Source organism: Patescibacteria group bacterium (assembly GCA_035549555.1).
Lineage (GTDB): Bacteria > Patescibacteriota > Microgenomatia > UBA8517 > UBA8517 > Co84-156.
In genome coordinates, this window is sequence record DASZQR010000010.1 from 578,400 (window position 1) to 591,550 (window position 13,151).

Below are 13,151 nucleotides of genomic sequence, written 5' to 3' on the forward strand. Positions count from 1 at the left end.
ATATCAAATTCTTCCTTCTTTCACTTCTGTACCGTACACTTTATCTTGTCTAATACTTACATTAACAACTAAATATCTATTAGTAGAACTACCTCTATTTCCAAATATAACACCATAAACTTCATTCAAAATTAAAGGTTTAACCACCACATCGGAATCTGGATAATCATCTTGTAAACTATCTAATACTCTAGATACATTCGGTTCATTCATTTTAGCAACCCAACCTGCTGCTTCTTCTTCGTCAGGATTTAGTCTTAAATTCTCAGCCATATACTTACCACTTGAAGTGAGCAAATGCTCTATTTGCTTCTGCCATATTTTCAACGTCTTTCTTTTTCTTCATTGCCATTCCTTCACCTTTATATGCATCCATTAATTCTGAAGCCATCTTTTCTCCAAAACTATGAAATTCAGTGTTTGATTTTGTACGAGCTACAGTCACAAGCCATCTTATTGCAAGAGTTTCTCGTCTTGTTCCTCGTACACTCATTGGGACTTGATAAGCAGCTCCTCCAATTCTTCTTGGTCGCACTTCCATGTTTGGAGAAATATTTTCCATAGCAGCGTGGAAAATTTTCATTGGATCCTCTTTTGTTTGTTCTTTAATAATTTCAAAAGCTTTATAAATTTGAGTTTGGGCAACACTTTTCTTTCCATCGCGCATTGAACGATTAATAAGTTTACTTACTAAAACGTCATTATAAATTGGATCAGGGTTAAGCTGTCGCACTCGCGCTTGCTGTCTTCGCATTGGCGGATCCTCCTTCCCTCTTTGTACCATATCGGCTTCTTGCAGTCTTTCGTCCAACAACTCCTGTTGTATCGTTTTTGCCTCGTACTATATGATATTTAACTCCTGGTAAATCTTTGACACGGCCTCCGCGAACTAAAACAATTGCATGTTCTGCAAGCTCATGTCCTTCACCCATAATATAAGCTGTAACTTCTTGTTTATTTGAAAGTCGAACTCTTGCCACTTTTCTAAGAGCTGAATTTGGTTTCTTTGGAGTCATTGTACGCACAGATAGCACCACTCCTCTTTTGAAAGGAGAAGACTCTCTTTTAAATTTTCTGTCCTTTGCATTAAACCACCATTTTAAAGACGTTGCCTTTTGCTTTGTTGGTTTTTTGCTTCTTGGTTTTCTAATTAATTGTGCAATCGTTGGCATAGGCTAAATTATACAGCAGCAGGCTCAGCTTGTCCATGAAGAGCCGCTCTCTTTGGATCAATTGGAATTAGGCGGCCAATAATAACATTCTCTTTAAGTCCAAGTAAGCGATCTTTGCTTCCTTCTAGTGCTGACTCGGCCAAAACATCAGTTGTCTGTTCGAAAGATGCGCTAGATAGCCAGCTGTTTGTGTACAAAGCTCTCTTTGTGACTCCAAGTATAATTTGTCTTGCAGTTGCTGCTTCTCCGCCTGATGCGATAACTTTTTCAACTTCTTCTTCAAATGTTGATTTATCAGTAAGCTCTTCTGGCAAGAATCTGCTGTCTCCGCTTGTCAAAATGCGGACTGTATCACACATCTTGCGGACAATGATTTCAAAATGGCGATCATTAATTGAAATTCCCTGTGATTCATAAACTGCCTGTAATTCATTTACCAAATATTCTTGTGCTGCTCCAAGTCCTCGTACTTGTAATATTTCTTTAATATCAAGGTATCCGCTAGCTAGTTGTGTTCCTGCATCGATAAGTTGTCCATCCTCAACACTAATCTTGTTTGTCTTTGCGATAATATATTCTCGCTCTTCTTTTGGTTTGGTATTAACACTTGTGACTTTAACAACATTCCCGTCTTCGCTCTCTTTGATAGATACTTTTCCAGCTATTTCAGAAATTGGCGATACTGTTTTTGGAATACGAGATTCAAATAACTCTTCAACTCTTGGAAGTCCTTGTGTAACGTCAGCTCCAACAACTCCTCCGCTATGTTTGGTTCTAAGTGTAAGCTGAGTTCCAGGTTCTCCAATTGATTGTGCCGCAATAACTCCAATTGGCATTCCAAGTTCTACAACCTGTTTATTTGAAAGGTCCCATCCATAACACTTCTGGCAAACTCCAAATCTTGTCTTACATGTAAGAGGGGAACGAACTACAAATTCTGTAACATTTGCATCATCTGCCAGTTCTTTTGCTCGCTTTTCATCAATAAGTTCTCCGTTTGTATCAAATCTTCCAAAAATTCTCTTGTAGAAACTTCCTCCTCGTACTGATTTTTTAATAAGAATTCCGTCTTTTGTTCCGCAGTCTTCTTCACGAATTAATACATCATGAGTTACATCAACTAATCGACGTGTAAGATATCCTGCATCAGCTGTTTTCAAAGCTGTATCAGTAAGTCCTTTACGAGATCCGCGTCCTGATGCAACATATTCAAAAACTGAAAGCCCTTCTCTAAAGTTGCTTTTGACAGGAAGTTCAACGATTTTTCCAAGCGGATCAACGACCAAACCTCTCATTCCACCAAGCTGCTTAATCTGGTCACGGGAAGTGCGTCCCACTTTAGCATCAATAACTGTGCGAATTGGTGAATCAGCAGGTATTACATTCCAGGTTTTGTCAGCAATTTCTTCAGTTGTTTCAATCCAGATTTGTTGAATGCTTCTTTTCTTTTCTTCGTTTGTAATAAGACCTTGATGGAAACTTTTTTCAATTTCGTCGACTTTTTTATCTGCTTCCTTAATAATTTTTGCTTTTCCTTCAAATATTGCAGCATCCGACACCGCAAATGAAAGTCCTGAAATTGTTCCTCCAACAAATCCAAGGTTCTTAATATCATCAATAAGTTTTACAAGTCTCTCTTGAGATACTTTTGTATAAGCTTCAGTGACTAAATCTTTAATAATTCCAGAAGAAACGTTTTCGTTTACAAATCTAAATCCTTCTGGAAGTATTTCATTAAATAAAATGCGTCCAACAGTTGTTTCATTTACTTCATTATCAACTTTGACCTTGATTTGTTGTCTTAAAGCTACTTTTCCAATTTGATAAGCAAATATTGCTTCAGCTTTGTCAGCAAAAATTGTTTCAGAAGCTTTCATTCTTGTATCTAAACTTGTGAAATAATAAACTCCAAGCGCCATTTCCTTTGAAGCGGGCGTTGCAACAGGCGATCCGTCAGATGTCTTAAGTAAATTCTTATCAGACATCATAAGAGTCTTAGCTTCTTCGATTGCTTTCTTAGAAAGTGGGACATGTACTGCCATTTGATCTCCGTCAAAGTCAGCTCCAAACCCAGAACATACTGCTGGATGAAGTCTGATAGCGCTTCCTTCAATTAAAACTGGGTAAAATGCCAAAATTCCAAGTTTATGAAGTGTTGGTGCACGATTAAGTAACACTGGATGATCTTTTGTAATTTCTTCCAAAATATCAAACACTTCTGGTGGTCGGCGTTCAAGTAAATTCTTTGCAGATTTCACATTAGGTGCAATTTCTCGCTTAATAACTTCTCGAAGTACAAATGGCTTAAACATTTCCAGCGCCATTTCCTTTGGAAGTCCACATTGATTCAAATTAAGTTCAGGCCCAACAATAATAACTGAACGTCCGGAGTAATCCACACGCTTACCCAAAAGATTTGCTCTAAATCTTCCTTGCTTTCCTTTAAGCATGTCAGAAAGTGATCGAAGTGCAAGTCTTCCTCGTCCACGTCGCATAGCTTTTCGCTGAGATGCATCAATTAAAGAGTCAACAGCTTCCTGCAACATTCTTTTTTCATTCCTTAAAATAATATCTGGTGCACCAAGGCCAATAAGATGCTTAAGTCTGTTATTTCTATTTATTACGCGTCTATATAAATCATTCAAGTCAGAAGTTGCAAATCTTCCTCCAGCAAGTTGGACCATTGGTCGTAAATCTGGTGGAAGTATTGGGATTACTTTCAAAATAACGCTTGTTGGGCTTACTTTTGCCTCACGAAGTCCGTCAATAAGCTTAAGTCTTTTTGCAACTTTCAAATATCTTGCACCTTTTCCTTGCAATCCTTCAAGTTCTGCTCGCAAACTCTTTGAAAGTTCATCCAAATTAAGTTTGCTTAAGGCTATAAGAAGAGCTTCTGCTCCCATTTTTACTTCAAGAAAATCAGATACATCATAAGTTGAAAGCTGATCGTATTCATCCTCAGATAAAAATCCAAAAGGACTAATTTTCTTAACCAAATCAGTCATGCGATCAAAAAGTTCGGTTGTTTTCTCAATAGTTGCTTTTTCTTCTTCAACCAAAGTAGTTTCTTTCTTACGTACATCAAGATCAACTTCGCTGATTGCAAGAGCTGCTTGTTCTTTATCTTTGATTCTGTTTGCTATCTTTCCTTTACGATCTTCTCCGTCTTGTTTTATAAGTTCTCGGCGTTCTGCAGAAATCTCTCGAGTTTCTTTAATTTTTTCTTCTCGAGTCTTTATTAAGACATCAATTGCTTCTTTTCTCTTTTTATCATCAACGCTCATAACAATATATCTTGCAAAATAGACAACTTGCTCAATAGCGCGAGGAGGCAAATCAAGAAGTAAAGATACTTTGCTTGGTGCTCCTTTGAAAAACCATACATGAACTACAGGAGCTGCAAGTGCAATATGTCCCATTCTCTCTCGTCGAACTCTGCTTTCTGTAACTTCAACTCCACATTTATCGCAAATTACTCCCTTATAACGAATTCTTTTATACTTTCCACAGTAACATTCCCAGTCGCGTGTTGGACCAAATATTCTCTCATCAAAAAGTCCGTCTTTTTCAGGTTTAAGTGTTCTGTAGTTTATAGTCTCTGGTTTTGTAACTTCTCCTCGGCTCCAGGATCTTATTTCACCTTCGCTGGCAAGTTTAATTTGCAAAGATTTAAGATCTTCGAGTTCGCGAAGCTTTAAAAGTGGATCAGTAACTGGTTGTTTCTTTTCTTGGATTACTACTCCGTCATCAGTTGTGTGCTCTTCAGTAACTGCTGCCATTGTTCCATCAACATCAATTGCAAGTCCAAGTGCATTAAGTTCTCGAACCAATACTTTAAAGCTTTCAGGTATTTTAGCTTCAGGAATTTCCTGTCCTTTAACAATTGCTCCAAATGCTGCAGCGCGTCCTACAATATCATCAGATTTTATTGTCAACATTTCCTGCAAAGTATGAGCTGCTCTATGTGCTTCAAGTGCCCAGACTTCCATTTCTCCAAGTCTTTGTCCTCCCATTTGTGCTTTTCCTCCAAGTGGTTGTTGTGTAACAAGAGAATATGGACCAGTGCTACGTGCATGTGTCTTATCTTCAATCATGTGCTTAAGCTTCATGATGTATCCAATTCCAACAACTGTATCTTCAGAAAGTGCCTCTCCAGTTCTTCCATCAATAAGTCTTGTTTTTCCAGAAACTGGAAGTCCAGCCTCTTTAAGTTCATCGTGAATCTTGCTTTCTGGAATCTTATCAAAGACAGGTACGCTTGCTTTCGAATGATTCTTATCAAGTGCCCATCCCAAATGACATTCGAGTAATTGTCCAAGATTCATACGAGCAAGTACCGAAAGAGGTGATATAACCAAATCAACTGGAGTTCCATCTGGCAAGTAAGGCATATCAGCTTCAGGCATTATTTTTGAAATAACACCTTTGTTTCCATGTCGCCCTGCAATTTTGTCTCCTACAGTTACTTTACGAAGTTGTGCAACTTTAACAATTACAGAAGATATTACTCCAGGTGCAAGTTCATCTCCTTTTTCTTTGCTAAGTACTTGTACATCAATAACAATTCCTTCTTCTCCGTGTGGCACTCGAAGTGATGTATCTCGGACTTCTCTTGCTTTCTCTCCAAAGATAGCACGAAGAAGTCTTTCTTCTGCAGTAAGTTCCATTTCACCTTTTGGTGCAATTTTTCCGACCAAGATGTCATTTGGATGAACTTCAGCTCCGACAACAACAATTCCATCACTTGCCAAATTAGCTAATTGGTCTTCAGAAACGTTTGGAATATCTTTTGTAACAACTTCAGGTCCAAGTTTTGTTTCAACAACGTCAGCTGTATATTCACGAATGTTAATTGAAGTAAGTAGGTCATCCTTAACTATTCTGTCAGAAATCAAAATTGCATCTTCAAATCCGTATCCGGAAATTGATGCATAAGCTACAACTAAATTTTGACCCAGTGCAAGTTCTCCGTCTTCTGTAGCAGGTCCATCAATTATTAAGTCTCCAGGGTTTAATTTCTGTCCGAGAACTACTTTAGCTTTCTGGTTATAACAAGTTGATTGTGAAGTTCTCCAGAATTTAGTCAAATAATAAGTAATTGTTTTACCATCTCTAGACAAAACAGCATCGTCAGGCAATTTTTTATCAGCTTTAGCTGACAAGCTTTGCTTATCAAGTTTAATTTCAATTTTGTCTGCATCAACAAAAGAAACAGTTCCTGGATATTCAGCTTTTACAACTCTTCCCATTGAAGAGGCAACAGTCGCTTCCATTCCTGTTCCAACAACTGGTGAGCTTGGCGCAACAAGTGGAACAGCCTGACATTGCATGTTACTTCCCATAAGAGCACGGTTTCCTTCATCGTGGTCAAGGAAAGGAATTAAAGATGCAGATGCTCCAAATACCTGCCTTGGTGTCAAATCGATATATTGAACCAACTTTGAAGATCCTTCTGTAAAGTTTCCTGCATATCGGATAGCAACTCTGTCGTCTGTTATTTTTCCGCTGTCATCAATATTAATTCCGTTGTGAGTAATGTAATATTTCTCTTCATCGTCAGCAGTTAAATAAACAATTTCATTAGTAATTTTTCTATTATCAACTTTTTTGTAAGGTGTCTCAATAAATCCAAATTCGTTTACACGTGCATAAAGAGTTAAATAAGTAACAAGTCCAATGTTCATTCCTTCTGGAGACCTGACAGGATCAATTCTTCCATATTGAGAAGGATTAACGTCTCGGATTGAAAAGCTCGCACGTTCTCGATTAATTCCTCCAGGTCCTAAAACAGATACTCTTCGTAAATTATCTATTTCTGAAAGTGGATTTGTATTATCAAGTATTGTTGAAAGCTGATTGCTTCTGAAAAATTCATTCAAAGAAGCGATTAATGGTCTTGCGTTAATTAAAGCTGATGGATTTGGTTTTTCTTCTTGAGAAACCAAAGACATTTTCTCTTTTATAGATCTTTCAAGTCTTAAAAGTCCTGTACGAAATGCATGAGTTGCAACAAGTTCCCCGACACATCGAAGGCGTCTGTTTGAAAGATGGTCAATATCATCAACTCGTCCAATTCCATTTTGAAGTCCAATTAAATAATGAAGTGTTTGGACAATATCATCTTTTGTAAGTACCCAGTTTTGTTTATTATTTTCAACATTAAGTCCTAATCTCTTATTAATTTTATATCTTCCAACTTTTCCTAAGTCGTAATGGCGGTTATCAAAGAAAAGGTTATGGAAAAGTGTTTCTGCATTATCCAAAAGAGCTGGTTCTCCAGGTCGAAGTTTCTTGTAAATTTCAAGAAGTGCATCTTCTCTTGTTCTTGTTGGATCTTTTTCAATAGTCTTTTGTACATAATTATGATTTCCGTCTTTATTCACATCAGCAAAAATTCTTGTAATTTCATCATTTGAATAAATTCCAAGAGCGCGAAGTATGGTTGCGGCATTTACCTTTCGGCGTCGATCAATGCGAGCTGAAATAACATCGTTTCGTCCAGTTTCAAATTCAAGCCAGCTTCCGTGATGAAGTGGTCTTATTTCTGCTTTATAAAGCATACGGCCGCTTGCTGCATCCAAAGTTCCTGAGAAATATGCTCCTGGGCTTCGAACGATTTGGTTAATAACAGTTCTTTCAATTCCATTAATAATAAATGTTCCAACAGTTGTCATTTGTGGAATATTTCCAAAGAAAACTTCCTGTGTGACAGATGCTCCTGTTCTTTTATTTGTGAGTGTTGTTTCGACTTTAAATGGAGTTGAGTATGTTATTCCTTTTTCTCTTGCTTCTTTTGGGGTAACTTGAGAGGCTTCAAGAGTATGTTTACCAAAAGAAAGTTCCCAATTTTTTCCTGCAAAATCTTCAACTGGAGAAATATTTGTAAGTTCTTCCGAAATTCCTTCTTTTAAAAACCAATCCCAAGATTGTCTTTGAACCAAAGACAAATCAAGCTCAGGTAAATTGTTTTCTGTTCTGCCAAAATTGCGGCGATTTTGTTTATTTGCCATCAGACGAGAATTATGTCTACACTCCAAGTAGACCTAAGGTCGATTATACATGTATTTTGAAGTCTGTCAACACCCTATTGTAAATACTTCTGTATATTGGCATTATGCTCTTCCAAGGTTTGAGCAAAATGAAGTTTTCCATCAGAATCTGACAAATAATATAAATACGAAGTGTTCGGTGGGTTTGCTGCTGCTTCCAAAGCAACCAATCCTGGATTACTTATTGGTGTCGGCGGAAATCCGGCATTCGTTCTTGTATTGTAAGGCGAATCTAAAGCCAAATCGTCAACTGTTAGATCTTTTTTCCACCAGCCTCCGTCCGGTTGTTGTCCAAGTGCATATTCCAAGGTCACATCAGATCCAAGCGACATTCCAGAGTTGTAACGGTTCATTAGAACTGATGCAACTCCTCGCATATCCTCGGCAGTTATCGCTTCTCTCTGAACAATACTGGCCAAAATCACGATATCATTTTTAGAAAGGGGATTGGTTTTATTTTTTGCTGCCTCTGTGTATTGTTTATTAAAATTATCCGTCATTATCTTCACAATTGTGCTTGCTGTAGCATCTCTTGGAAGTAAATATGTATCAGGGAATAAATATCCCTCATCATTTTTAGTCAAATTTAAAAATTCCTGTTTATTAAATTTATCAAAGTCAGTAAACTTCTCAGCAATCTCTTCTTTACGAAGTCCTTCAGGAATTGTTACCCAAATTTCTGTCGGCCCATTTAAAAGCTTGGCAATTATTTGTGGCACCCACTGATTACTGCTCAAATCATAAGATCCAGGTTTAATTTTTCTGGCAGTTTGGGTAACTTGCGAATAAATTCTAAATGCCGTCGCGCTTTTTATTAAGTTATTTTTGGCTAAATCAATTCCTATTGCACTTGCTGTTTCTCCCTGATCAATCACAAATCTTTTTGTTTGCGAATTATTATCTTTTGGAGTAAGACCATTAACAAACCAGAAACCGGCAATAACAATTACAATTATAAAGGCCAAAAAAAGTAGAATTAACTTCTTCACGATAAGAGTATAAACTATTTAAACTTCAGAAAGAAGTGCTCGGCGATATTTGTTTGTTTTTGTTTCATGAACATAAATACGTCCACATTTCTTGCAAGTTACCTGCTCATTATCCCCTTTAAATTTTTTCTTTGAGCCTTCAGAAAGCGGAGTTCCGCATCCCACACATTTCCCTTGAGAAAGGAGCCATGCTTGTATTGGAGCAATTACATTCTTAAACATATTAATGTAGTTTAACAAATTGAAATCCTTATGCAACCATTAAACTTCTATGGGAATCTCTTAGACTCCCGAGCTTTTGCAAATAACTTTTGTCTCTCTTCTCTATTCATAGATAATGCCCAATCCCAAGCATCCGAATAATATTGAGGATTAATTTCTTTATCTCTTTCAACATGTTGCCTTGCAATCTCCTCATCACCGTTATAAAACTCACAAAAAATATCAAATAAAACCAAATCAAGAAGTTTGTGATTTACAAAACTCAAGTCTTCATCATTATCCGCTAGCACATCAATTTCATTATCATCCAAAATAATATGTCCTAATTCATGCATTAATGTTCTTTTTCTTCCCTTATCAATACCAAAACAAGAAAGTTGTAAAGGATGAGAATGACTAGTTGGCCCATCAATGATAGTAGCTTCTAAATGATCTTTTGAAAATTTAAGCCCAGTAACTTTTTCTATTGAAGAAATAATTCTATAACCATCTTTATTCCAAATGTCTTTATAGCTTTCAAATGCCTCAACAATTCTACGATCTTGAGATTTAGGTGTAAAGCTAATCTTCATAAGTTCAAATCAATAAAATTCTGTAGCATCACTGCTGCTGCATAAGCATCTTCCATTTCTTTTCTTTTTTTCCTCTTTAATCCCGCTGCAAGCGATAAATTCTGTGCATCTTGAGTTGAAAGTGTTTCATCTGAAAATCTCACCGGAATATTAAACACTTCAAAAATTTTATCTCCAAACTCTTTTGATTTCTCTTCCATTATTCCTTCAGATAAACCAACAACAACCGTTTCTGGTTTTTCCTTCTCTATTAGTTCTTTTAATTTTTTAAATAGCTCTTCCTGAGTTTCATATCTAATCACCACAAGCGGTTCTGCCAATTTCAAAGAGGCAATTGCAACTCCAACTTTTTTTAATCCAAAATCAAAAGCTATTATCATACTAATTCTCTCCTACTGGCATAATCCTTGCCTTAATTACTCCCCTATAAGTTGTAAGCCCGGGAGGTACACAAGTAACTAAAGTCAAAAACGAATCACTTTCATCCTGAGAAAGCACTTGCACGTCAGACGGATCCACTATATATTTTTGCTCAACGCTATATTTATAGGTTATTCCATCATAATTGACCGTTATAATATCTCCTTCATTAAGAGTTGGAATTGTAGAAAAAATTGTTAAATAATTTTTAGGGTTATAAAAAGCAGGCAAGACGCTATGCCCAAAAATTGTTGTATTACCTATTTGCCCGGGAAGCGCAGTCCCTGGGTATTGAATCAAAGATTGTGACAAATCCTCTCCTCCAATCGCAACTTTTGCATTAACTATTCCAAGTCTTTGTATTGTAATTGTATAAAAAGAAACAGGATCATTTGTAAATAAATTAGAAGCTTTAGTCGGAAACCAGGTGGCAGCATCAGTATCATTAATATTTGCATCTGTGTTTATTACACCGTCAGCTTGTGCAATCGGGGACAAAAAAGTCATTAATTTTGGTGCATTAATTTGATAAGCAACAATTGGGTAGAAAATCCATGCAATCACAATGAATCCCAAAAATCCGCAAACAGCTCCAATTATTTTAATTCTTTTTTTCTTAATCATTTCGCCACAAACTGAATTGTAATATGATCAACTACATGGGGCAAGAAGGGCAGCTGCAATAATTTTGGAGTCCCCGTTACTTGTACATCCTCAAGCCCTTGTATATTTCCCAAAACATTTTTCAAATCATTTATATTCTTTCCTAAAATTTCCTGTTTAATTTTGTTTGCATCAGTCACAGGCAGCAAGTTAATTATAAATTGTGTCGATGTTTTACCTGGCTGATAATCAATTGCGTCATCAGTTAATGTATAGCCGCTAGGAATTTCGCTTGCAAAAATTTGTTTTGCCAAATTATTCATATCGCTTTTTGTAAAAGTTGTTCCAGTAACTTTTGCACTTTCATTTAATTTTACAGTACTTGCCTGTGCTCCCACTTTGTTATCAAAAGTCGAAGAACTAATTGTCAAAGCTACAGAGTCAGGTATCAGTAAATTTCCTCCATTCAGTTGCGATTTCAAATTATTCGTTCCGTTTGTTGTCAGATCTTGTTTCAAATCGTTTTGAAGGCTAGTTGCATCATCGCTTGAAACAGCGGCAACTTCCTGGCTGCTTCCTCCTGCCAAATCATTTCCATTTTTTGCCTGAATAAGGCTTGATGAAAAATTTCCTACAGTAAAATAAGTTCCGCTTGCCAAATTTGAATCAGCACCAACTTGTTGGGCTGTTATATTTCCGTTTGCAGAAGAAGCCGCTGCCGCTCCCGAAGCGCTCGCTATTTGTACATCATTATCCAAACTAAAATTAAGGCTTGATGCAGAAAGAGTTGTCCCAGCAGAAATTGTTGTCGAACCTCCCACATTATAAAAAGTCACGCTTCCTTTAGATGGAGTTCCAACAACTGTCGTTCCAGTTGTGCTTTTTGTTTTTGAAGAACTGACAGAAGCTATTGCAATTTTCGCAGGAATTGTAAGTGTACTTGCATTAACTCCACTTGCATTAGTATCAAACTTCACCTGTTTTGTTTCATTTATTTTCTGTGGAGATATGAAAATTGTTACTGTTGCTTTTGGAACAAACCATACATAGCAAAATCCAATTACCAAAATAAAAAACAAAGCTATTACTCCTACAAACAAAAAGTTTTCTTTTAAAATTCTAGTGTTTTTAAATTTCGGCAATTTAAAGTCCTGCATTTTATTTTTAATTACTTGCGGTTCAAAATTCTGAATTGTATTTTGAATGTTTTCTTTTACTTCTTGTGGAGTTGTATTAAAGCCATTTCCAAATCCAAGCGATGCAGGATCAACACTGTCGAATTCGGATTCGAACAAACTCTTTTTACTTTCAGGCTCTGTCACATTATTGATGTCTTCGCTAAGCATCTCAGGCTTATTTTCTTTCGCAGTTTCCAGGGCTTGCTCAAAAACAATTTCAGTTGCAGTTCCTGTCTCGGCAGCTCCAGCAAGGCTTATTGCCGCCATTTTTGCAGTGGTATTAAAAATTTCCACTTGTGGGGTGTGTAAAAATTTAATATTTTCATTCGCACGCTCCCAGTCAGCTTTAATTAGCTCCTGTTTAAATTCTTCCAAATCCCCGTCATTACTTCCATAAACCAAAAATCTAGAAGGCAACGCATCTCCATTCTCAAATCTTGCAAGTCCTTCAGTAACATCGTCAGTAATACTCGTGCTTCTTGCAACATTGACAGAGCCTGTTAAATTTCCAAGGCGAAATATCGTGACGTCAATACTCTGCGCATAAACTCCCACCAAAATTGCCGAAAGCGGAGTTTTTTCCGTTGATTTTTCAAAATAAGAAATTGCCTCAGATAAAACTACAAATCCTGTTGGAGTTAAAGAAAGTTTATTGCAAATTAATTTTATTTTCTCAAGATGTGCTTTTTCAATTTGTCCATCAACAACCCAAGATGCTGAAACTCCAAAGACACATTTTGTCGGTTCTGCAATTTCCTCAGGAAGAAGTTGTACGCAGTTTGATAAAACTTCATCGGCAGCTTTCACCAAAGTCTCATCATCTTCATATACTACTGGATTTGAGGTACAAACAATCTGAGCACTGCCGTCTTTTACAGTCCAGATAGCAGCCTGAAGAGAGTTTATCTCCACACATAAAGACCAGAAGTACTCTTGCATTTAATTC

General features: G+C 36.8%; 10 protein-coding genes. All 10 read right to left on the reverse strand.

The genetic code is table 11. The annotated features are described in order from the left end of the window. Positions 1-3: 3 nt before the first annotated feature. Complete coding sequence (locus VG895_04035) at positions 4-273, reverse strand: hypothetical protein (protein HWA52197.1); 270 nt, start codon at positions 271-273, stop codon at positions 4-6. A gap of 4 nt (positions 274-277) precedes the next feature. Next, a complete protein-coding gene (gene rpsG / locus VG895_04040) occupies positions 278-754 on the reverse strand; it encodes a 30S ribosomal protein S7 (protein ID HWA52198.1) in 477 nt (158 codons plus the stop codon). Beyond that, entirely contained in the window at positions 720-1,172 is a 453-nt protein-coding gene (rpsL, locus tag VG895_04045) for a 30S ribosomal protein S12 (GenBank protein HWA52199.1), read from the reverse strand. Before rpsL ends, rpsG begins: the two co-directional genes overlap by 35 nt. Before the next feature lie 8 nt (positions 1,173-1,180). Continuing rightward, on the reverse strand, positions 1,181-8,182 hold the full coding sequence (rpoC, locus tag VG895_04050; protein HWA52200.1) for a DNA-directed RNA polymerase subunit beta': 7,002 nt from the start codon (positions 8,180-8,182) through the stop codon (positions 1,181-1,183). Between the two features lie 74 nt (positions 8,183-8,256). After that, positions 8,257-9,210 (reverse strand): endolytic transglycosylase MltG, encoded by a 954-nt coding sequence (mltG, locus tag VG895_04055; GenBank protein ID HWA52201.1) that lies wholly within the window; start codon positions 9,208-9,210, stop codon positions 8,257-8,259. 18 nt (positions 9,211-9,228) lie between these two features. Further along, a complete protein-coding gene (locus tag VG895_04060; GenBank protein HWA52202.1) occupies positions 9,229-9,432 on the reverse strand; it encodes a hypothetical protein in 204 nt (67 codons plus the stop codon). Positions 9,433-9,479: 47 nt separating this feature from the next. Further along, a complete protein-coding gene (locus tag VG895_04065) occupies positions 9,480-10,004 on the reverse strand; it encodes a hypothetical protein (protein ID HWA52203.1) in 525 nt (174 codons plus the stop codon). Next, entirely contained in the window at positions 10,001-10,384 is a 384-nt protein-coding gene (gene ruvX, locus VG895_04070) for a Holliday junction resolvase RuvX (GenBank protein HWA52204.1), read from the reverse strand. Before ruvX ends, VG895_04065 begins: the two co-directional genes overlap by 4 nt. Position 10,385: 1 nt before the next feature. Continuing rightward, positions 10,386-11,048 carry a sortase gene (locus tag VG895_04075; GenBank protein ID HWA52205.1) on the reverse strand — a complete coding sequence of 221 codons (663 nt, stop codon included), beginning with the start codon at positions 11,046-11,048 and terminating at the stop codon, positions 10,386-10,388. After that, positions 11,045-13,144: a baseplate J/gp47 family protein gene (locus VG895_04080; GenBank protein ID HWA52206.1), complete on the reverse strand. Its 2,100-nt coding sequence runs from the start codon at positions 13,142-13,144 to the stop codon at positions 11,045-11,047. Before VG895_04080 ends, VG895_04075 begins: the two co-directional genes overlap by 4 nt. Positions 13,145-13,151: the final 7 nt, after the last annotated feature.

Excerpts from the sequence above, each read along its gene's own strand:
- VG895_04035 (HWA52197.1), bottom strand. The coding sequence starts at position 273 with ATGGCTGAGAATTTAAGACTAAATCCTGACGAAGAAGAAGCAGCAGGT.
- rpsG (HWA52198.1), bottom strand. The coding sequence starts at position 754 with ATGCGAAGACAGCAAGCGCGAGTGCGACAGCTTAACCCTGATCCAATT.
- rpsL (HWA52199.1), bottom strand. The coding sequence starts at position 1,172 with ATGCCAACGATTGCACAATTAATTAGAAAACCAAGAAGCAAAAAACCA.
- rpoC (HWA52200.1), bottom strand. The coding sequence starts at position 8,182 with ATGGCAAATAAACAAAATCGCCGCAATTTTGGCAGAACAGAAAACAAT.
- VG895_04060 (HWA52202.1), bottom strand. The coding sequence starts at position 9,432 with ATGTTTAAGAATGTAATTGCTCCAATACAAGCATGGCTCCTTTCTCAA.
- VG895_04065 (HWA52203.1), bottom strand. The coding sequence starts at position 10,004 with ATGAAGATTAGCTTTACACCTAAATCTCAAGATCGTAGAATTGTTGAG.
- ruvX (HWA52204.1), bottom strand. The coding sequence starts at position 10,384 with ATGATAATAGCTTTTGATTTTGGATTAAAAAAAGTTGGAGTTGCAATT.
- VG895_04075 (HWA52205.1), bottom strand. The coding sequence starts at position 11,048 with ATGATTAAGAAAAAAAGAATTAAAATAATTGGAGCTGTTTGCGGATTT.
- VG895_04080 (HWA52206.1), bottom strand. The coding sequence starts at position 13,144 with ATGCAAGAGTACTTCTGGTCTTTATGTGTGGAGATAAACTCTCTTCAG.